Origin of the sequence: Nodosilinea sp. LEGE 06152, from assembly GCF_015207525.1 — a bacterium.
In the GTDB taxonomy this organism is placed as follows: Bacteria; Cyanobacteriota; Cyanobacteriia; order Phormidesmidales; family Phormidesmidaceae; genus Nodosilinea.
This window is the reverse complement of sequence record NZ_JADEWR010000003.1, coordinates 152,003-171,671: the sequence shown is the minus strand read 5'-3', so window position 1 is coordinate 171,671 and position 19,669 is coordinate 152,003. Positions and strand designations below refer to the sequence as shown.

Annotated in this window: 20 protein-coding genes; 8 read left to right on the top strand and 12 right to left on the bottom strand. The window is 58.3% G+C overall.

Translation table 11 applies throughout. The features are described from left to right. The first annotated feature begins 164 nt into the window (after positions 1 to 164). Complete coding sequence (locus IQ265_RS05545; protein ID WP_194051396.1) at positions 165 to 1,523, top strand: hemolysin family protein; 1,359 nt, start codon at positions 165 to 167, stop codon at positions 1,521 to 1,523. Positions 1,524 to 1,624: 101 nt separating this feature from the next. Here the strand turns inward: IQ265_RS05545 and IQ265_RS05540 are convergent, their stop codons facing one another. The 10 genes from IQ265_RS05540 to petB all read right to left on the bottom strand — a co-directional run bounded on the left by IQ265_RS05540 (position 1,625) and on the right by petB (position 8,575). Next, on the bottom strand, positions 1,625 to 2,023 hold the full coding sequence (locus tag IQ265_RS05540) for a DUF1622 domain-containing protein (RefSeq protein ID WP_194051394.1): 399 nt from the start codon (positions 2,021 to 2,023) through the stop codon (positions 1,625 to 1,627). Positions 2,024 to 2,091: 68 nt separating this feature from the next. Beyond that, a complete protein-coding gene (locus tag IQ265_RS05535; protein WP_194051392.1) occupies positions 2,092 to 2,883 on the bottom strand; it encodes a peroxiredoxin-like family protein in 792 nt (263 codons plus the stop codon). A gap of 123 nt (positions 2,884 to 3,006) precedes the next feature. Beyond that, positions 3,007 to 3,894 carry a M23 family metallopeptidase gene (locus IQ265_RS05530; protein ID WP_194051390.1) on the bottom strand — a complete coding sequence of 296 codons (888 nt, stop codon included), beginning with the start codon at positions 3,892 to 3,894 and terminating at the stop codon, positions 3,007 to 3,009. A gap of 90 nt (positions 3,895 to 3,984) precedes the next feature. After that, positions 3,985 to 4,182 carry a hypothetical protein gene (locus tag IQ265_RS05525; RefSeq protein WP_194051388.1) on the bottom strand — a complete coding sequence of 66 codons (198 nt, stop codon included), beginning with the start codon at positions 4,180 to 4,182 and terminating at the stop codon, positions 3,985 to 3,987. An 84-nt stretch (positions 4,183 to 4,266) separates the two neighbouring features. Then, positions 4,267 to 4,836, bottom strand: coding sequence for a peptide deformylase (gene def, locus IQ265_RS05520; protein WP_194051386.1), 570 nt, complete (start codon positions 4,834 to 4,836; stop codon positions 4,267 to 4,269). Positions 4,837 to 4,921: 85 nt separating this feature from the next. Then, on the bottom strand, positions 4,922 to 5,317 hold the full coding sequence (locus tag IQ265_RS05515) for a hypothetical protein (RefSeq protein ID WP_194051384.1): 396 nt from the start codon (positions 5,315 to 5,317) through the stop codon (positions 4,922 to 4,924). A gap of 81 nt (positions 5,318 to 5,398) precedes the next feature. After that, a complete protein-coding gene (locus tag IQ265_RS05510; RefSeq protein WP_194051382.1) occupies positions 5,399 to 6,601 on the bottom strand; it encodes a glycosyltransferase in 1,203 nt (400 codons plus the stop codon). Between the two features lie 77 nt (positions 6,602 to 6,678). Beyond that, complete coding sequence (locus IQ265_RS05505) at positions 6,679 to 7,134, bottom strand: anti-sigma regulatory factor (RefSeq protein WP_194051381.1); 456 nt, start codon at positions 7,132 to 7,134, stop codon at positions 6,679 to 6,681. 131 nt (positions 7,135 to 7,265) lie between these two features. Next, positions 7,266 to 7,748: a cytochrome b6-f complex subunit IV gene (gene petD / locus IQ265_RS05500; protein ID WP_194051380.1), complete on the bottom strand. Its 483-nt coding sequence runs from the start codon at positions 7,746 to 7,748 to the stop codon at positions 7,266 to 7,268. A 158-nt stretch (positions 7,749 to 7,906) separates the two neighbouring features. Beyond that, entirely contained in the window at positions 7,907 to 8,575 is a 669-nt protein-coding gene (gene petB, locus IQ265_RS05495; RefSeq protein WP_106921075.1) for a cytochrome b6, read from the bottom strand. Positions 8,576 to 9,275: 700 nt separating this feature from the next. On the opposite strand from petB, the gene ctpA reads away from it, so the two are divergent. Both ctpA and IQ265_RS05485 read left to right on the top strand, forming a co-directional pair. Further along, the gene (gene ctpA / locus IQ265_RS05490; RefSeq protein WP_194051379.1) at positions 9,276 to 10,520 is read left to right on the top strand and encodes a carboxyl-terminal processing protease CtpA; all 1,245 of its coding nucleotides are present in this window, start codon (positions 9,276 to 9,278) and stop codon (positions 10,518 to 10,520) included. Continuing rightward, positions 10,510 to 11,826 (top strand): HD domain-containing protein, encoded by a 1,317-nt coding sequence (locus IQ265_RS05485; protein WP_194051378.1) that lies wholly within the window; start codon positions 10,510 to 10,512, stop codon positions 11,824 to 11,826. Before ctpA ends, IQ265_RS05485 begins: the two co-directional genes overlap by 11 nt. 138 nt (positions 11,827 to 11,964) lie before the next feature. Here the strand turns inward: IQ265_RS05485 and IQ265_RS05480 are convergent, their stop codons facing one another. Both IQ265_RS05480 and IQ265_RS05475 read right to left on the bottom strand, forming a co-directional pair. Continuing rightward, positions 11,965 to 12,984 carry a hypothetical protein gene (locus IQ265_RS05480; RefSeq protein WP_228037609.1) on the bottom strand — a complete coding sequence of 340 codons (1,020 nt, stop codon included), beginning with the start codon at positions 12,982 to 12,984 and terminating at the stop codon, positions 11,965 to 11,967. 49 nt (positions 12,985 to 13,033) lie between these two features. Next, a complete protein-coding gene (locus tag IQ265_RS05475; RefSeq protein WP_194051377.1) occupies positions 13,034 to 13,825 on the bottom strand; it encodes a DUF1206 domain-containing protein in 792 nt (263 codons plus the stop codon). Positions 13,826 to 14,403: 578 nt separating this feature from the next. Here IQ265_RS05475 and IQ265_RS05470 point away from each other — a divergent pair. From IQ265_RS05470 to IQ265_RS05450, 5 genes are all read left to right on the top strand, one after another. After that, complete coding sequence (locus tag IQ265_RS05470; RefSeq protein ID WP_194051376.1) at positions 14,404 to 17,004, top strand: DNA polymerase III subunit alpha; 2,601 nt, start codon at positions 14,404 to 14,406, stop codon at positions 17,002 to 17,004. A gap of 76 nt (positions 17,005 to 17,080) precedes the next feature. Further along, positions 17,081 to 17,239: a hypothetical protein gene (locus tag IQ265_RS05465; RefSeq protein ID WP_194051375.1), complete on the top strand. Its 159-nt coding sequence runs from the start codon at positions 17,081 to 17,083 to the stop codon at positions 17,237 to 17,239. Positions 17,240 to 17,271: 32 nt separating this feature from the next. Continuing rightward, entirely contained in the window at positions 17,272 to 17,514 is a 243-nt protein-coding gene (locus IQ265_RS05460; RefSeq protein WP_194051374.1) for a hypothetical protein, read from the top strand. A gap of 36 nt (positions 17,515 to 17,550) precedes the next feature. Beyond that, a complete protein-coding gene (locus IQ265_RS05455) occupies positions 17,551 to 18,231 on the top strand; it encodes a hypothetical protein (RefSeq protein ID WP_194051372.1) in 681 nt (226 codons plus the stop codon). 80 nt (positions 18,232 to 18,311) lie between these two features. Continuing rightward, positions 18,312 to 19,664, top strand: a complete 1,353-nt coding sequence (locus IQ265_RS05450) for an OB-fold nucleic acid binding domain-containing protein (protein ID WP_194051370.1) — start codon at positions 18,312 to 18,314, stop codon at positions 19,662 to 19,664. Positions 19,665 to 19,669: the final 5 nt, after the last annotated feature.

Below are 19,669 nucleotides of genomic sequence, written 5' to 3'. Positions count from 1 at the left end.
GGCAAACAGCTTATTCCTTTTACCATAGCTGGCAGATATGCCGTTCAATACATACAGATAAACTCGCTATAGCAACCTATGGTTGCCCCTAGTGCCTAAGTTTCAGGTTCACGGCCATCGGCGGTTGCTGTCTGGCACTGCTTCATCCTCGTTACCCCCTACCTATGTCTGACATTGCCCTCGAAAGCGTCTTTATTTTTCTGCTAATTGTTGCCAATGGGGTGTTTTCAGGGGCAGAAATTGCCCTAGTGTCGGCTCGTAAGGCCCGCCTTGAGCACCAGGCCCGGCGAGGCAATGCTAGGGCGCGGCTGGCCCTCAAGCTGGCCAACAACCCCAACGACTTTCTGTCGACGGTGCAGATTGGCATTACCCTGGTCGGCATTCTCAGCGGTGCTTTGGGCGGAGCTACCGTGGCCAACTCCCTGCGCCAGAAGCTAGACCAGGTGCCCGCTCTCGCCCCCTACAGTGATGTGGTTAGCCTGGCGGTGGTGGTCGGGCTGATTACGTACCTGTCGCTGGTGGTGGGCGAGCTGGTACCCAAGCGCATTGCCCTCAGCTATCCAGAAGCGATTGCCCGCCAGGTGGCCCGACCCATGCAGCGGCTAGCCTGGTTAGCGGCCCCGCTGGTGGCCCTGTTGGGGGTTTCAACCAGTTTTTTGGTCAATCTGATGGGGCTCAAAGAGCGACCCGAAGCCGCCATTACCGAGGAAGAACTGCGCCTGCTGATTGACCAGGGCACCGAGGCCGGTAACTTTGAGGTGGTCGAGCAGGAGATGATGGGGCGGGTGCTGCAGTTGGGCGATCGCCCGATTCGCTCGATCATGACTCCTCGCACCGACATCGAATGGCTCGACGTAGATGCCTCCTTTGCCGAGCACAGCGAGCTGGTGATGCAGAGCGCCCACTCCCACTTTCCGGTATGCAACAACAGCATCGACGACTGTATAGGGGTGGTGTCGCTCAAGGCTCTGCTGCCCAACTACCTCAGCCAAAACACCGAGCCAACCACGCTGCTCAGCCTGGTGCAACCACCGCTGTTTGTGGCCGAGAGCACCTACGTGCTCAAGGTGCTGGAGCTGTTTAAGTCGTCGGGCACCCACTTTGCCATGGTGCTTGACGAGTACGGCGGCGTCGAGGGACTGGTCACCCTCAACGATGTGGTGGAGGCGATCGTGGGCGAGCTGCCCTCCCTAGACGATGCTGGCGACCCGATGATGACCCAGCGAGATGATGGCTCCTGGCTGCTCGACGGGCTGCTGCCGGTGGATGACCTCAAAGAGCTGCTCAACCGCGAAGAGCTCACCGAGGACGAAGACAACTACCACACCCTGGCGGGCTTCATCATTCGCCACATGGGCCGCATTCCCAACGCGGGCGACTCGTTTGAATGGGAGGGGTTGCGGTTTGAGGTGGTCGATATGGACGGTCGCCGCGTAGACAAGGTGCTGCTAGAGAATCTACCGTCGCGATCGGAGGTGGAACCGCCGCTTGAGGATGGCGAAGACTGGGCGGTCGAGCGATAGGGGCAGCGGTGTTGAATGCTGAGGGGTGAGTTTGTGCCCGCCAGACCTTCAAGATTCAGAACCTGTTCACTGACTATTTCCGTCATCTCCATTGGCTGGCCTCACCCCACAACGTCTCCTGGCAGCTGGTGCTGCTGCCGCTCTCGCTCCAGAGCCATTTCGGTAGCCATCTCTTTGCCTAAAAAGTAGTTTAAGAAGGTACGGATGACGGCAATCAGGGCCAGCTTGATCAGGTCTTGGGTGGTGGGGGCTACGGTGGTCGAGAGAATGTCGGCCCCCAGCTGAAACTCTAGGGCGAGGGCCAACCAGAGGCCAAACCGCAGCCGCACCTGGTTAAAGGGAAATTCCTGCCCTCGGTGCTGCCGGTTTAGGCGGGTGGCCAGGCGTGCTGCTTTAAACAGCCCCACCACAACGCAGAGCACTGAGATTGCCTCTAAGCAAAATGTCGTGAGCAGAACAATCTCTTCTAGCAGCTGTTCCAGCGGCTCCAGCCAAACCATAGCAATCCATCCGTCTACAACCTAAAGCGTATCAGGCTGGTTGCTGCCCAGGGTTAAATGGGCGATCGCTAGGAGATGCTGACCGTCGAGGTGTCGGCGGCTAAGAACGCCAGGGGGTTGGCCATAGTGGCGGCAAAGCCAAGAATGCCTGGGTCGCGGTGCTCGTACCGCAGCTTGCCATCGCCATCAAACAAGAACGTACCGCCGCGCTGGGTCAGGTAGGCGGCGTTGGGCACGTAGGTGCTCCAGTGGCTCAGCACTTCGGTCATGTTGCGCAGGCGCAGGGTGGCCAGCTCAATCGGTCGCTGAAACCCGCTGCCGCCGACAATGTTAAAGGCTTTGCCAGTCAGGGGTGGCAGCGGCCCTGCCTTCACTACCTCGTCGTCACCAATTAGCTGCGGGGCGCGGCGATCGCCCGTATAGCCGCGCAGCACCTCGCGCAGCGTGCCGGGGCTGGCGATTCCCGCACACATCAGCATCAGGTTCAGCCAGGCCGCCTGCCCAGGTTTAAGCCCTGGGGGCTTCAGGCTCAGCCCCTCGTACAGTCCCAGCTCTCGGTGCAGGGCCGCAGTCTCATCCACAAACAGACAGTCAGCGGGAAAGCCTGTATAGGTGCAAAACTGCTGGCCGGAAGCGCGATCGCCAATCCCGACTGCCCGCACCGCAATGTTTCGCTGGCGCAGGGTGTCAGCCTCTCGCTGCAGCCACCAGGCGTATTCTAAACTGTCAAAGTCGCCCAGCTGCGGCCACACCAGTACCAGAGTTTGAGCCGCCGACTCACAACCCGTCAGCAGCGACACCGTCTGCCCGTCGCTCACCCGCTGCCGCTGGGTGTGGGCCAAAATGTCGTAGGTGTTCATGCCAGAACTCCAAAGCCATTTGCTTGAAGCTTATAGGGAAATGGTGGGCATTGCCCACCCTACAAAGCTACTATCCACCTACTCATCCACGCACCTACGCACCTACCCAACCACGCACCCACGCTACTCAAACCCCCTAGCCATCCACGGGCCAGGGTCTACGCAGATGCCGTTGACGTACAGCCCCCAGTGCAGGTGCGGCCCCGTGGATGCGCCCGTAGTGCCGATCGCCCCAATCACCTGGCCCGGCTGCACCATATCGCCTTCGTTGACGTCGATGCGGCTGAGGTGAATCATAATGCTCAGCACCCCCTGGCCGTGGTCGATGCCGATGGTATTGCCGTGCAGCTCAAACCCGTCGGAGACGCGCCCGACCAGGTTAATTCGCCCGGCCGCCGGGGCCGTCACCGGGGAACCCGTAGCGGCGGCATAGTCTAGCCCCCGGTGGTAGTAGTCCTGGGCAAACACGCCGTTGTAGTAGCGACGCACGCCGTACTGGGTCGAGGTGCGACCGGAGCTGGGGCGCTGCATGACACCATTCCAGTAGCGCTCCGGGGAGACCGTGTTCTTAAAGGCCGTCACCCGGTCAAACTCGTGCTGGGTGCCCAGGTTGCTCTGGCTGGGCGATAGAGTAATGCGCTGGGTGGGAAATTCGCGGTTCTTGAGCCCCACCGCCAGGTTACGGGTTTCGCCCGTGCCAATGACGCGAATGACCATGCGACCGGGCGGGTCTAGGGGGCTGGTGGGAACGAGCGCCCGAAATCGATTGCCGCTGATCGGAAAGGTCGGGTATTCGGTGCTGTCGTTGACCGTGACCTTGGGCTGGGTAGAGGCCGACGTGCGCGGTACCGCAATCACCGAAATGGTATCGCCCAGTTCCGGGGCATCGGGGTTGAGAATGACATCGTAGGCCTGGGCTGGACGCCCTAGCAGCGCGACCGTGGTCCCTGCCGCCGCCGCTGCCAGTAGCGATCGCCGCGTCAGTCCTGGGTTATCTCGGTTCGGCTCCATAGCTCCGTCCTCAATCGTTGGTCTCTATAGTAGACGCTGGAACGAGTTTGAGGATTCCACCCGCTAAATCTTAGCGGGTGATGCATGCGACTATTCCTGATTAGCTTTGGCGTCTTTAACCGCCGCATAAAACAACACCCCGACCAGCGGCACACAGAGGCCGAGGACAACGGTGGTGGGTACCGTACCCCAGTCGGGGCTACCGGAGGACAGTTCAAAGATAGAGCCCACTGCGGCGATCGCAGCAACGCAGGAACCAGCCAACAACAGGCCACTCTTGGGGGTCACGGGGTTTCTCCTAACACGGCTAAGGGGCCAATTTCTTGGCCCTAACGACGCAGCATATCACGGCCCTAGCGCACCCTGACGCCATCAACGGGCTGTAATGGGCTGCACGTCCTTAGCGTAAAAGCCGTTCTTTTTCAGTTCTTGGTTAAGGGCCAGGGCATTCTCAACCCGGTCCACAAACAGCACCCCAGCCAGGTGATCCATCTCGTGGAGAATGCAGCGGGCCAGCAGGTCGTTGGCCTGGAGCTTTTTAGGGCGACCGTTCTCGTCTTTGTAGGAGACCTCTAGCGCCGCCGGGCGAACCACGTCGAGGTAGACGCCGGGAATGCTGAGGCAGCCCTCCTGACCCGTAGCAATGTCTTTAGACACCTTGACGATTTGAGGGTTGACCAGCACCAGGGGCTGATTGGCCGCGTTTTCGGGGTCAATGTCGATGACCAGCAGCTGCTTGTTGACCGCTACCTGAGGGGCTGCCAGACCAATGCCGTCGGCACTGTACATGGTCTGCAGCATCTCCCGCACCAGAGCCCGAATTTCATCGTCGACCTTGGCCACCCGCTTGGCAGGCTGGCGCAGCACGCGATCGCCCAGGGTGTGAATTTCCAGAGGCGGCTGCTTGAGCTTGGTTTTTTCGACTTGAATGGCGGCGGGCATAGGGATGGGTTCCAGGGTTATAGCGTTATGGTATCTATCCTAACAACACAGACTCACTTCGACATAGCGGTTAACCGTAGTCGGCTTAGTCTCCCTCGGGCAGGATGGGCTTCGTATCCACCGTGACATCTACGGCGGTAATATCGATGGTGCCTGCTTCGGCCACCCGCGAAAAGCCATCGATCTCAGTGTGGAGGGCGGTGCCACAGTTGAGGCAGCGAGTGTCGGCCCCCTTGATGCCGGTCATCGCGGTCGAGCAAACCGGGCACGACCCCTGCACCAGATTGCGCCGCAGCCAAAACCGCAGACCGATGAACCCCAGCACTGGGGCCGCCACCAGCAGCACTACCAGCACCGCCAGCGACTTCACCAGCCAGCCCAGGCCTACCGCGCCCAGCAGCCAAACGACGGCAATGAGGGTGAGCCAGCAGCCCAACCCCGATAAATTCACCCGAAATTGGTTGAAGTTATTTTGGTTCACAGGGGCGTTCTCCGTGGGGCAGCCAGAGCAGACCGTGGCTATGCCCTGATCTTGGCCTCTATTGTAGCGCTGCGATTGGGGCTAATCAGCAATTTGGTTTGCCCTCAGGGCCTGGTGCAGGCCGTTGGCTAAAGCTGCAGGGCCAAAGGCGGCCAGGGTCTCCTGCCGCAGCCACGGCCCCCAACAGCGGCGGTCGTGGCCACTCAACATCTCCACGCAGGCAGCGGCCACCGCCTCAGCATCACGGTGGGGGACTCGCCAGCCCAGACGGCCATCCTGCAAGGGGTCGGCAGAGCCATCCTGGTCGCCGGAGAGCACCGGCACGCCGCAGGCCAGTGCCTCCAGATACACAATGCCAAAGCCCTCCTGAGAAGGCATGACGTAGGCGCTGGCCAGGCGGTAGTGAGCAACTAGGGCTTCGGTGGGCACAAACCCGGCAAATACCACGCGATCGCTCACCCCCAGCTCCTTGGCCAGGGCGGTCAGCCGGGGTTGGTCATCGCCCCGGCCAATCACCAGATACTTCACCGCAGGAATCGCCGCCGCGATCGCGGGCAGTGCCCGAAGGGTGACATCCACCCCTTTATAAATATCCCCCGACCACAGCCGAGCCACCGTCATCAGCACCCGGCACCCGGTTAACCCATAGGTTTCGACCAGGGCTGGATCGACCGCCCCAGGGCAAAAGACCTCGCCATCGACGGCGCAGGGAACCAGATGAACCCTGGTGGGGTCAAGACCATGAGCGGCACAGGCGCGATCGCGGCTGTAGCGGCTAATTGCCCAAATTTGATCGGCCTGGCGCAGAGCCTTTTGCTGCCAGGGCGGCAGCGGCTCCCACACCTCTTTGCCGTAGGTGACAACCGTGTAGGGCAGGCTGAGCCAGCGGCAGAGGGGAGCCACCAGGGGCAACAGCAGCACATGGCCGCACACCACCCGCTGCGGTCGCCGCTTGATCAAATGCCCCAGCAGTGCCGTCACCAGCTTGGCTCGCCCCCAGGCCGCAGCGGCTGAGGCGAAATAGTGAAACCGCAAGGGTGAGCGAGCGTAGGGGTTTTCTACCTCGGCCCCATCGCGCAGCAGAAAAACATCCGCCGGAGCTGGAGATGGCTGCTCTAGATAGGCCCTGAGGATATCCTTGACGTACGACTGAATGCCCCCCTCGCAGGAAAAAATCTCGAGAAAGACAAACGTAACCGCCCCGGAACCAGCTCCAGCATCCTTTCCCAGGGCAGGCTTATCTACAGAATTTACAAGGGACGGATGAGCAGTCGAAGAACCCATTACAGGCAACACAATAACGGCAGTGTGCCCCTAGGCTACCCATTCACCCTACGACAGGCGCAGGACTGAGCCTGCGTTCAGATTGGGCAAGTGCCGTATTTCACAATGGACAGGCAGTTGCGCCCGTCTTTGGAGCGGTAGTAGGTAACCTTGTCTGCCAGGCGGCGCAGCAAAAACCAGCCGTAGCCGCTCTCTAGCAGTTCGCCCGGCTGGGGTTCGGGCAGCAGCTCGGGGTTAAAGGGGTCGCCGTAGTCCCAAATCCGAATTTCAACCTGGTCGGTATCGAGGGCCAGGTCAATGTCAATGCCGGTTTCGGGGGGCAGGTGGGCGTGGGCGTGGCGCACCGCGTTGGTAAAGCCTTCGGTCAGGGCTAGGGCCAGGCGATCGCAGTGGTTGCCGACCCAGGCCGACTCACCCTCTAGGGAGCGACAGGTTTCGCGAAACCAGCGCTGCACCTGGGCTACCACGTCGAGCTGGCTGGCCACCTGCAAATGGACTTGTGTGGGTGTACGTCTAGAAACTACCCTTGCCATCGCCTACTCCTGTATCAACGCCTACCAGCAGCCTTAATTTAGCTTAGCGAAAGAGTACCACCTGAGCAAAAAAACCTGCGTAAAACGATACAGTTCTACGCAGGTCTTGCATAACAAATTTAATTGGCGGTCTAGAACAAGCCCAGAGACAACGATTCTTGAATCGGGAAGGTTGCGCCAATACCCAACCAGAGGGTGATGGCCGTACCCAGCATAAACAGGGTGGTAGCCAAAGGACGGCGGAAGGGGTTTTGGAACTTGTTGACGCTTTCAATAAAGGGAATCAGCATCAACCCCAGGGGAATGGCGGTCATAGCACCAATGCCCAGCAGCTTGCTCGGCACAATCCGCAGAATTTGGAAGGTGGGGTACAAATACCACTCAGGCAAAATTTCGAGCGGAGTGGCAAAGGGGTCAGCGGGCTCGCCTACCAGGGCGGGGTCTAGCACCGCCAGCGCCACGCAGCAGGCGATGGTGCCCAAAATCACCACGGGAAAGATATAGAGCAGGTCGTTGGGCCAGGCGGGCTCGCCGTAGTAGTTGTGGCCCATGCCCTGCTTGAGCAAGTCTCTTAACTTAGGATCGCTTAGATCCGGTTTTTTAATGGTCGCCATCGAAAAACTTCTCCTGTTACAGCCAGTTGGGCCAGGCCCAAAGTTTAAGTCATGTAGCTGGGGCATTCTGTACAGCCGAAACCAAACGTCATGCCCCCAAGAGCTTTGCCATACGTAAAGCTCAAACCCTCAAAGCGCCTTTGATCGGCTCGAAGCGCTTAGAGAGGGCCAGAGATACCCTGCTTGCGAATCATCAGGAAGTGCAGCAGCATGAACACCGCGATCGCCCAGGGCAGAACAAAGGTGTGCAGGCTGTAGAAGCGGGTCAGGGTAGCTTGCCCAACGGCCTCGCCGCCGCGCATTAGCTCAACCACGGTAGAACCCACCACAGGAATAGCACCAGGTACCCCAGACACAATTTTCACGGCCCAGTAGCCCACCTGATCCCAGGGGAGAGAGTAGCCGGTAACGCCGAAGGTAACGGTGATTACCGCCAGCACCACGCCGGTAACCCAGGTTAGCTCGCGGGGCTTTTTGAAGCCGCCGGTGAGGTAGACCCGAAACACGTGGAGAATCATCATCAGCACCATCATGCTGGCCGACCAGCGGTGGATGGACCGAATCAGCCAGCCGAAGTTGACATCGGTCATCAGGTACTGTACAGAACTGAATGCTTCAGTGACCGTGGGCTTGTAGTAAAAGGTCATCGCAAACCCAGTGGCGAACTGGATTAGGAAGCAGGTCAGGGTAATGCCACCCAGGCAATAGAAAATATTGACGTGGGGCGGCACGTACTTGCTGGAGATGTCGTCGGCCAAAGCCTGAATCTCTAGCCGCTCGTTAAACCATTGAAAGGTCTTAGAGTCAGTAACTTGCTTGGTAAACATGAAGCGGGTAACTCTATATATCAATAAATGCCGTCAATGAAAAATGTAACATAGCCGTAATGGCTGCGCTAAATCCTCTGCTATAAATTCTAAGCCCTGGAGAACGTTCTGCTATCTCCATTAACCGCAGGGCAAGGGGAAATTGGGTTTCTTGGGGCAGAAATAGGGCAGAAATTCGGCCTCTATGCTCCCCGTGGGCAAATGAGAGGGTCTGATCGATTCGAAATATTTCGTTACAATGGGTAGTGTGTAGGGTGCCCAGCGCCGTCAATTGCTGTTGCTGGCCTATGCCCTGTAGCCTCGGCAACGCAGGGATGAGGATTTTGTTGTAGGCATCCTATTGGGGCGACCGTCCAGTTTTTCAGGCTGGCCGGTTTCTGGCTTGGTTAAGCGCCCTCAGCCTTTTCCTCAGGAGAGGTTGGGCGCAACCCGTCTAAAATAGTCACAATAAACTAATGTAAAGCCGATGCCGAATGGCTGTAGATATCGCCCATTCTAGGTCCAAGCTAGATACCGCCTAGGCCATCTAAGCCAACCTGCTCTGGAATGCCCGTCATGCCCAAGGAGAGGCGCGGTAATAATTGAAGACTATTGCCGCAGATCGCCTAGCCGTGCCATGGCTTTAATAGGCCGGTCTAGCCCCAGGGCGCTACGCCAACGACCATTGCACCCCTCTCACCGCCTGCCTTTGCTTGCGTTTATGATCAGACCCCTGTTGCGTCTCAGTATTCTCTGCCTGTGTCTGGTTGGGCTAGCGGTCGGCGGCGTGTCGGCGGGACCGGCCATGGCCCTTACCAACGAGCAAAACCTGGTGGCGGAGGTGTGGCGCATTGTCAACCGCGCCTACGTCGATGAGACCTTTAATCACCAAAACTGGTGGTTTACGCGCCAGCACACCCTGGAGCGATCGCTGACCAATCGGGCCGACACCTACCAGGCGATTCAAGACATGCTGGCTGGGCTAGAAGACCCCTACACGCGGCTGCTGCCCCCCAGCCAGTACCGTAGCCTGCAAACCAGCACCGCTGGCGAACTGACAGGGGTGGGGCTGCAAATTTCAAAGGATGAGCACCCCGGCTGGCTGCGGGTGATCGCCCCCATTGAAGGCTCTCCGGCAGAGCAGGCGGGCATTCAGCCCCAGGACGTGGTGCTTGCAATTGACGGCGTGGCCACTACCGATTTGACCCTGGATGAAGCCGCTGCCCACATGCGAGGCCTACAGGGCACCACGGTTAACCTAGAACTGCGTCGCCCTGACGAAACCACCACTCGCCAGGTCATGCTGACCCGTGAGGTGATTACGCTCAACCCCGTGGTATCTGCCCTGAAGACCACCCCATCGGGGCAGCAGGTAGGCTATCTGCGGTTGAGCCAGTTCAACGGCAATGCGGCAGAAAAGCTGGCCAGCGCCATTCATGAACTGGCTGACCAGGGGGCGGAGGGCTACCTGCTGGATTTGCGCAACAACCCCGGCGGACTGCTGCAGGCGGGCATTGAAATTGCGCGGCTGTGGTTGCCCCAGGGCACCATTGTCTACACCGTCAACCGCCAGGGCATTTTAGACAGCTTTGAGGCCTTTGGTCAGGCGATTACCGATGCGCCGCTGGTGGTGCTGGTCAATGAAGGGACTGCCAGCGCCAGCGAAATTTTGGCTGGGGCGTTGCAGGACAATGGCCGAGCTACCCTGGTGGGCAGCACCACCTTTGGCAAGGGGCTGATTCAATCGCTGTTTGACCTCTCGGACGGGGCGGGGCTGGCGGTGACGGTGGCCAAGTACGAAACCCCGGCCCACCACGACATCAACAAACTGGGTATTACCCCCGATCGCATTGTGGCCAGCGTGCCCCTCAACCGCGACACCGTTGCCACCGAGGCCGACCCCCAGTACCAGGCCGCCCTGGAGATGCTGAGCCAAGCCGCTACGGTAGTCGCCAGTGCATCCTAAATCTACCTCCTCTAGCGCCGTAGAACCCAAGGCCAGTCGTTCGTACCACGACCCCCTGCACGGCGCGATTACCCTGCACGCCAGTGACCCCGACGAGGCGCTGCTGACTCGGCTGATCGATACCCCCGCTTTTCAGCGGCTGCGGCGAATTCGCCAGCTCGGCCCGGCCAGCCTTACCTTTCACGGGGCCGAAAGCTCGCGCTTTACCCATTCGCTAGGGGTAATGGCGATCGCCCGTCGCGCCTTTGATCAGATCCAGCGCCGCTACCCCGAGCTGGCTCCCTACCGGGCCACGGTGCTGGTCGCGGCTCTGCTCCACGACATTGGCCACGGCCCCTTTAGCCACACCGCCGAAGAGGTGTTTGGCCTACAACATGAGCAGTGGACCCGGCGCGTGGTTCGCGAGCTGCCGGAGATTCACGACGCTCTGGAGGCGCATTCGGCGGGGCTGGCGGCGGCAATCGAGCAGGTCTACACCCATGAGCACCCCATTGCGCTGGTGTGGCAGTTGGTGTCGAGCCAGCTCGACTGCGATCGCCTCGACTACCTGCTGCGCGACAGCTACTTTACCGGGGCCAGCTACGGCCAGCTCGATTTAGACCGCATTCTGATGGCCCTGCGGTTTGAGCCCCAGAGCGGTCGGCTGGTGGTGGCCCACAAGGGTTTGTCTGCGATCGAGCACTACCTGGTGGTGCGCCACTTTATGTATGTGCAGGTGTATAACCACCCCAAAAATATTGCCGTCACCTGGCTGCTAGAGCGGGCCTTTGAGCGCGCGCGCTCCGACCTGCTGGTGGGTAAGCTGGAGGCTGACCCCACCGTTACCGCGTGGCTGCTGGCCCCCGATCGCCCCCTGTCGCTGGAGACCTACCTGGCGGGTGACGATATTGTGTTTACCTACCACCTGCAGCGGTGGCGGCACAGCCCCGACCTGCTGCTGGCCGACCTGTGCCGCCGCTTCCTCGATCGCGACCTGCTCAAGACCTTAGAAGTCACCCGGCTGCCGGTGGATCAGCAGCACGACCTGCTCGACACCGTACGCAAGCATCTAGAACAGCAGGGCTACAGCGGCGAGCACTACAGCGGCCTGCGCCGCACCTGGAGCCGGGGCTACACCACCTATAACGAAGGCATTTGCCTGCACAGCGACAACGCCTTTACCGACATCAAAGACCTGTCGCCGCTGGTGCAGACTCTCAGCCAGCCCTTTGAGCGCACCTGGCTGCTCTACCCGCGAGACATTCACCCTTGGCTATGGCAAACCTGGGCTGCCTACAACCCCAACGATGGGGTCAAGCCCGAGTAGCTGAGCGCCTACGGCTGGCTAGAAAACTACAGACAAATGTCACTGAATTAAGGTTGGTGGGCAATGCCCACCCTACGGTAGATCGAGACCTTTGGCCATCGGCGAGGGTTAGTTTTTAGCTATCTCAGTGCTATTCATCTATAGTTGCCTCTGTGGCGCCAGCGGAGGCACTCGCTCAACCAATGCCAGCAGTGTTAGGCTCAGGGGCCACAAAAAATACTGCAAAAACAGTACTGAATTGAAGTAGAGAAACACCATCATCACCAGGGCTGTCGCCGCCAAGATACCAATCTTTTCTCGCCAAAAGCTCAGGTAGACAAGCCCCACCAGCGCCAGCATTAGCAGCTTGGCTTTGAGGCCGACCAGCCAGGGCAGGTCTTGGGAAAGAATGACATCCAGGGAAGGCGCACCGTCAATGTGCGAACTGCCTAAGCGAGTGGCCGAAAACATGATGGATTTCAGGAATCCTTCGGCGTTCCAAAGCAGGAACGGTAGCGAGGTCAAAACCGGAATGCTCAGAATAATTAAAAACCCCCAGGCTACGTCTTTTATGCGCCTATCCTTGTCCCCGTTCACCCAGAAATAAATCAGGTAAAGGGGCAGCAAAAAGATGGCGATTTGTTTGATTCCTAAGGAAAGGCTAAACGCTAGCAGGGCCAGTCTGGGTTTTGCCCGCAGGAGAACTAGGGAAAGCAGTAAAAAGAAGATGGCCGCAAATTCAAGATGGTGCACCCGCGTGATGTAAAGACTCCAGCGACCCAGCAGGAGAATGGCGGCGGCGACAAAGCCGAACAGCCACAGACCCCGTCGATAAAAATACTTTAGCGTCAGCGCTACTATGCCTAAATGAAAGAAAAATGAAAGGGGCCGCCACAGATAAAGCCAGTCTAAAAAGGTTGGCAGCCCCAATTTTTGCACTAGCGCCGAGACAAGGTAAGCCAGCGGAAAATAGGTTGCGTACTTATCGTTAGCCCGCATATCGCTGGCTAAAACCCTGGCATAGGGGTTTTCTCCGGCGATAATTCGCTTGCCTTCGAGCCAGATATAGTAAATATCTTCACCCATTAAATCGCTGGCGGGTATAGACCAGAAGCTAATATGCATCAGCAGACCGACCGTTGCCAAAAGCAGCAGCGCCAGCCAATAGCGTTGATTCAATCTGCGTTGTAGCACGGCTATCGTTTTCCTTACCTACAATGCGCAGAGTTTAGCCATGCTTAGCCCTGGGGGAAGGGTTAACTGTTGGAAACTGACGGTAGCAGGCGGCAATGATCATATAGACGGCGTAGGCTAAAAAGCCCAGTGCGATCGCGCCCAGCCAGTATTCTCCCAAAAATTCATCATCTAGCTCGTCAAATACGTTGCCCAACCCGCCAGCGGATTCATTATCAACTAGATAGGCGGCTTTGATCAGGTAGGCTCCAATTAAAACGAAACCGACTCCGCGAGCCGTGATGCCAACTTTGCCAATGACAACCACCCATCGCCGGATGGGGCGGGAGAGGTCGCGATGAAAATCGTTGATGTAGCCACCGGAGGCCGCTCCATAAATATAGAGGCAACCCACGGCCACAACGCCAAGGCCAACGCCTATAAGCATCCAGGGCCCCACGTCTTGCTCGAACAAAACGGAGACCAGCTCTTCTATGGTGTCGTCAAAATCGACCGCTAAATTGAGGGCCAGCTTCGCCGCGCTCTGGGCAATGCCGAGATAGGTGAGCCCGCTGACAAGGTAGCCGCACCGCTGCAGTACCTGGCGAAGGCTCAAGGCCTCTGCCTGGCCCGGATCGATGCTTGCCTGCAGCAAACGCCAGAGCACGTAGCCCATCAGGCCAAACGCCAGTAGCCCCAGCACCGCGCTACCCAGAGGCCAGCTATCTAGGTCGGCGAGCACCGCCTCGCTGCCCGCGACGATGGGCTGGTCGTGGATGATGTCGTTGATGGCAAATAAGCCGATCAGGCCGTAGAACGTGCCCTTGGCTCCGTGGCCCAGGCGCATGTACCACCGTACCCAAGACCACTTAAAAAGTTTTAAGAGCTGCCGCTGTGCAAAACGAACTAAGCCCTGTAAAAGCATCAGTATCAGCTTGACACTACCCATTGAAGCGCTGTGTGAGCCAAACTACATCAGTCGGTAAAACGACCCAGTTAATCTCTCTACTGGAATAGATTTCAAGCTTAAGTTTATCTGCCTGGCTGTAAAGCTGAGCGTTTCTAGACAGGTTTGCGTGTTGGGCGGCAAAGTAGCGATCGCGAGCTGCTTTCTGGTAAGGGCTTGAACTGGGTGCCGTTCTTGCGGTTTAGACCCACTGTAGCCAGCCTCCCTGGGGCATTCCTGGCGGTATCAGGCGACGCCAGGGTGACTGGGCTGCTGCCGCCTCCCTAAAACCTTAACGGCAACTGCAAGCTCTGAGCACGCCACATGTGGCGGTTTAAATTTCTATATTTCCTCAAATTCGCTAGATGTAGTTCTACAAATCGGCTAACCTTAGGAGCAGCTTGGCTGCCTTTGGGTTGGAGCCGTCTGACCCGCAGGCTACTGATTGCAGTAAAATCGTACTATTATATCGCGGCGCTATGTCCTTTGTTGGTCTCCACATCCACAGTGCCTACAGCCTGCTCGACGGGGCCAGTCAGCTGCCCCAGCTAGTGGAGCGGGCCAAGGAACTGGGCATGCCCGCGATCGCCCTCACCGACCACGGCGTCATGTATGGCGCGATCGAGCTGATCAAGGTCTGCAAGGGGGCGGGCATCAAGCCGATTATCGGCAATGAGATGTACCTGATCAACGGCGACATTTCGCAGCAGCAGCGCCGCCCCCGCTACCACCAGGTGGTGCTGGCTAAAAACACCCAGGGCTACAAGAACCTAGTCAAGCTCACCACCATCTCGCACCTGCAGGGAGTGCAGGGCAAGGGCATTTTCTCGCGCCCCTGCATCAACAAAGATTTGCTGGAGCAGTACCACGAGGGGCTGATCGTCACCAGCGCCTGCCTCGGTGGTGAAGTGCCCCAGGCGATTTTGCAGAAGCGGCCCGATGTGGCCCGCAAGGTGGCTCAGTGGTACAAAGACCTGTTCGGTGCAGACTACTACCTCGAAATTCAGGATCACGGCTCCCCTGAAGACCGGGTGGTAAACGTAGAGCTGCTGAAGATCGCCCGCGAGCTGGACATCAAAGTCATCTGCACCAACGACTCCCACTACATCTCCTGCAACGATGTGGAGGCCCACGACGCGCTGCTGTGCATCCAGACGGGCAAGCTGCTGACCGAAGACAAGCGCCTGCGCTACAGCGGCACCGAATATCTGAAGTCGGCCGACGAGATGCGGCTGCTGTTCCGCGACCATATTGGGCCGGAGGTGATCGAGGAGGCGATCGCCAACACCCTGGAAGTCGCCGACAAAATTGAAGACTATACCGGCATCCTCGGCCAGTCGCGCATTCCCGACTTCCCCATTCCCCCTGAGTTCAACGAAGACGCCGGGGCCTACATGGGCCACGTGGCCAAAGAAGGGCTGGTCAAACGGATGAAGGTAGCCAGCTACGACGAGATTGAGCAGGAATACCGCGATCGCCTCGAATACGAAATCGAGATGATGATCCAGATGGGCTTCCCCACCTACTTTTTGGTGGTGTGGGACTACATTCGCTTTGCCCGCGACAACAATATTCCGGTGGGGCCGGGGCGCGGCTCAGCGGCGGGGTCGCTAGTGGCCTACGCCATGGAAATCACCAACATCGACCCCATCCACCACGGGCTGCTGTTCGAGCGCTTTTTGAACCCCGAGCGCAAGTCGATGCCGGATATTGACACCGACTTCTGCATCGATCGCCGTGAAGAAGTGATCCAGTACGTCACCCGCCGCTACGGCGAGGAGCGGGTAGCGCAGATCATCACCTTCAACCGCATGACCTCCAAAGCGGTGCTCAAGGATGTGGCGCGGGTGCTCGATATCCCCTACGCCGAGTCCGACCGGATGGCGAAGCTGATTCCGGTGGCGCGGGGCAAGCCCACCAAGCTCAAGGTGATGATCTCCGACGACACCCCCGCCCCCGAGTTCAAAGAAAAGTACGACAACGACCCCCAAACCCGCCGCTGGATCGATATGGCCCTGCGCATCGAGGGCACCAACAAAACCTTCGGCATGCACGCCGCCGGAGTCGTGATCTCCAAAGACCCTCTCGACGAAATTGTGCCCCTCCAGCGCAACAACGACGGCCAGGTGATCACCCAGTACTACATGGAGGACGTCGAAGCCCTGGGCCTCCTAAAAATGGACTTTTTGGGCCTGCGCAACCTGACCATGATTCAAAAAACCCTGGAGCTGATCGAGGCCACCCACGGCACCAAAATCGACCCCGACGACCTGCCCATGGATGACCCCGCCACCTTTAAGCTGCTAGAGCGCGGCGACCTGGGCGGTGTGTTTCAGCTTGAGTCTTCCGGTATGCGCCAGATCGTCAAAGACCTCAAGCCCTCCGGTTTAGAAGACATTTCCTCTGTACTGGCCCTCTACCGACCGGGGCCGCTGGATGCCGGGCTAATTCCCAAATTCATTAACCGCAAGCACGGGCGCGAAAAGATCGACTTCGCCGACGAAATTCTGAAGCCGATTCTCAGCGAGACCTACGGCATTATGGTCTACCAGGAGCAGATCATGAAAATCGCCCAGGACATGGGCGGCTACTCCCTCGGCCAGGCCGACCTGCTGCGGCGGGCCATGGGCAAAAAGAAAATGTCGGAAATGCTCAAGCACCAGGAAAACTTCGTCAATGGTGCCATGGAGAAAGGCGTCGCTAAGAAGGTGGCGACAGAACTTTGGGATCAGATGGTGAAGTTTGCGGAGTACTGCCTCAGCGCCGATACCGAACTGCTGACGCTAGAATACGGCCCCCTCACCATTGGTGAAATCGTCGCCAAATGTATTCCCTGCTCTGTCTTTAGCGTGGATGAGAGCGGCTATGTGTATACCCAGCCCGTAGCCCAATGGCACGATCGCGGCCAGCAGGAAGTATTTGAATACCACCTCGACGACGGCACCACCATTCGCGCCACCGCCGATCACCAATTTATGACCGAAACCGGGGACATGATGGCGATCGACGAAATCTTTCAGCGCGGGCTAGAGTTGAAGCAGGTGGAAGCCCCCTGGCCACAAGTGCTGCGTTGTGCGTGACAGGAAATTGCCTGTCTTAACCGATCAATTGCTTGAGTCTTGAAAGCGTAGCGCAGCCAATTTTGGAGAAGACACTGTGGGTAAGAATAAGGAGTATTGTAAGCATCTAGAAGGGCAAAGACGAGCATTAGCGGAACACTTTGAAAAAATTGCCCAAGAGCAAGCAAAGCTCTACACAGTGCAAGATCAAGAATTAATAGGTCATTGGGGAAAAACAGTAGCCAACTGTCGCTAACAAATGGCCAAACTCGAAAGGAGGCTCAAGCCATGACACAAGCGATCGCGCAGCCATCGTTAACTCGACTCAAGCGGTATTTATCAGAATATCGACCTCAGCTTGGGAACGCGATCGCAGCCATTCAAACCCTTGAGATCCCGAACGCCGACGAAGAATCCTTCAGTCAAGCCCTAGCTGACCTCCACGTGTGTGCCACTGTCCTAGAGTCTTATTCTGAAGGAATGGTGGATGCGATTGACCAGTTCGTAGAAGACTCACCAGATGAAGGTTGATTACAAACGGAATGATCTCGGCAGGAGTAGATAACTATGGCACCAGTTCAACTTTCATTTTCTAACCTGACTCTGGCAGATCTGCGTCCTCTGGTGACCATTCAAGATGCCGGGGTACAACCCTACCCCTGGACGGACGTAAGCAAGGTTACGCTGTCAGCAACCGTGCAACGGCAGGTGGCAGATATTCAAAACCGCATCAGCCAGGATCGCCTCCAGCTTATGAACGAGGCCACTGTCTGGGCACGGGCCATCTATCCCCTGCTGATGCTGGCCGAGCAAGATGTTGTGCGGGCCTGGGCACAGGTGCCGCTGCGGGCAGCCTACCCAGCCTTTGGTATCTCTGGGGTGGCCGATGGCGTGTTGGGCAAAGGACTGGCGGGTGAGCTGGAGGCTCCCTACCTGGTGGTCGTAGAAGCCAAGCGCGGCATTGAGGCCCAAAATCCCCAGTATCAGCTCTACGGCGAAATGCTGGCGGCAGCCAGGATGAATTGGGCGCTGGATGGGCAAGACACTCAAATTATCTTTGGCTGCTACACCGTGGCTGACGTATGGACGTTTGTGCGGGGCCAGGTATTGGGCCTGGAGAGCAATCGTCCATCGCTCTATCTAGAATCTTCCCAGGAATATAGCGGCAAGCTGGAGGCCGAAACCGTTGTAAAAATCTTGCAGCAGATTGTAGCTGAGAGATTAGAAACCTACAGTCAAGCCGCTTAGCCCAGCTGCCGTGGATGTTAAGCTAGCGGCTCTCAAAGCTCGACTATTTAGATGAAGTAATCCTTGGAGCGTCACCAACTATGGCAAAAATCGTCAGCCGCCAGTCTTTGGGAGTGCAGCCGGTCTACGACATCGGGGTGGCACGCGACCACAACTTTTTGCTGACTGACGGGCAGGTGGCCTCTAACTGCTTTAACAAGTCGCACTCCACCGCCTACGGGTTCGTCACCTTCCAGACCGCCTACCTGAAAGCCAACTACCCCGTGGAGTACATGGCGGCGCTGCTGACCTCCAACAGCGGCGACCAGGACAAGGTGCAGATGCATATCGGCAACTGCATCGCTATGGGCATTGAGGTGCTGCCGCCGGATATCAACCGATCGCTGGTTGACTTCACCCCTGAGGGCAAGAGTATTTTGTTTGGCCTCTCGGCGGTGCGCAACGTGGGGTTGGGGGCGATCGAGTGCATTCTGAAGAACCGCGAGGCGGATGGGCCGTTTAAGTCGCTGGCGGAACTGTGCGATCGCGTCGATCTGCACGCCGTCAACCGCCGCGCCCTAGAATCGCTGATTCTGGCCGGTGCGCTGGACAAAATCGACCCCAACCGCAACCAGCTAATGCAGGATCTGGAGCTGGTGATCGACTGGGCGCAAGGCCGCGCCAAGGATCGCGAAATTGGCCAGGGCAACCTGTTCGACATGATGCTGGGCGGCGGTGATACCCAGGCCGCATCTCCCACCAGCGGCTACGAAACCGCCCCCAAAGCGCCCCTGGTGGCCGACTTTGAGGCTCAGGAAAAGCTGCGGCAGGAGAAAGAGCTGCTGGGTTTCTACATTTCTGACCACCCACTCAAGTCGGTGCAGCGATCGGCGCGGGTACTGGCCCCGATCAACCTGGCGGAACTGCACGAGCAGCCGGATAACGTGACTTTGAGCGCGATCGTGATTTTGGCCAGCGTCAAGCCGGTGGTGACGAAGAAGGGGGATAGGATGGCGATCGTGCAGCTCGAAGATCTCACCGGCCAGTCGGAGGCCGTTGTCTTCCCCAAATCCTTCGAGCGCATCGGTCAGCACATTGTCGCCGACAAGCGGCTGATGATCTGGGGCAAGGTCGATCGCCGCGACGATCGCGTGCAGTTCATCATCGACGATGCCGAATCGATTGAAGATGTGCGCATGGTGATGGTGGAGCTAGACCCACGCCTGGCGGGCGACATTGAGCAGCAGCACCGCCTGCGCAACGTGATTCGCAACAACCAGGGCGATGACCCGAAATATGCACGGGTGCCGGTGATCGCGGTGATTGGCGGCAACCAGCAGCGCCAGTTTGTGCGGCTGGGGGCGCAGTTTCGGGTAAAAGACCCTGAGGCGGCGGTGAATGCGCTGGTGAAGGCTGACTTTAAGGCCAAGGCGACGCCGCTGATTAGCGCGTGAGGTTT

Bases quoted from the DNA above. Each gene is read 5' to 3' on its own strand.
- IQ265_RS05545 (WP_194051396.1), top strand. From the start codon at position 165: ATGTCTGACATTGCCCTCGAAAGCGTCTTTATTTTTCTGCTAATTGTT.
- IQ265_RS05540 (WP_194051394.1), bottom strand. From the start codon at position 2,023: ATGGTTTGGCTGGAGCCGCTGGAACAGCTGCTAGAAGAGATTGTTCTG.
- IQ265_RS05535 (WP_194051392.1), bottom strand. From the start codon at position 2,883: ATGAACACCTACGACATTTTGGCCCACACCCAGCGGCAGCGGGTGAGC.
- IQ265_RS05530 (WP_194051390.1), bottom strand. From the start codon at position 3,894: ATGGAGCCGAACCGAGATAACCCAGGACTGACGCGGCGATCGCTACTG.
- def (WP_194051386.1), bottom strand. From the start codon at position 4,836: ATGCCCGCCGCCATTCAAGTCGAAAAAACCAAGCTCAAGCAGCCGCCT.
- IQ265_RS05510 (WP_194051382.1), bottom strand. From the start codon at position 6,601: ATGGGTTCTTCGACTGCTCATCCGTCCCTTGTAAATTCTGTAGATAAG.
- IQ265_RS05505 (WP_194051381.1), bottom strand. From the start codon at position 7,134: ATGGCAAGGGTAGTTTCTAGACGTACACCCACACAAGTCCATTTGCAG.
- petD (WP_194051380.1), bottom strand. From the start codon at position 7,748: ATGGCGACCATTAAAAAACCGGATCTAAGCGATCCTAAGTTAAGAGAC.
- petB (WP_106921075.1), bottom strand. From the start codon at position 8,575: ATGTTTACCAAGCAAGTTACTGACTCTAAGACCTTTCAATGGTTTAAC.
- ctpA (WP_194051379.1), top strand. From the start codon at position 9,276: ATGATCAGACCCCTGTTGCGTCTCAGTATTCTCTGCCTGTGTCTGGTT.
- IQ265_RS05475 (WP_194051377.1), bottom strand. From the start codon at position 13,825: ATGCGCCTGGGCCACGGAGCCAAGGGCACGTTCTACGGCCTGATCGGC.
- IQ265_RS05470 (WP_194051376.1), top strand. From the start codon at position 14,404: ATGTCCTTTGTTGGTCTCCACATCCACAGTGCCTACAGCCTGCTCGAC.
- IQ265_RS05460 (WP_194051374.1), top strand. From the start codon at position 17,272: ATGACACAAGCGATCGCGCAGCCATCGTTAACTCGACTCAAGCGGTAT.
- IQ265_RS05455 (WP_194051372.1), top strand. From the start codon at position 17,551: ATGGCACCAGTTCAACTTTCATTTTCTAACCTGACTCTGGCAGATCTG.
- IQ265_RS05450 (WP_194051370.1), top strand. From the start codon at position 18,312: ATGGCAAAAATCGTCAGCCGCCAGTCTTTGGGAGTGCAGCCGGTCTAC.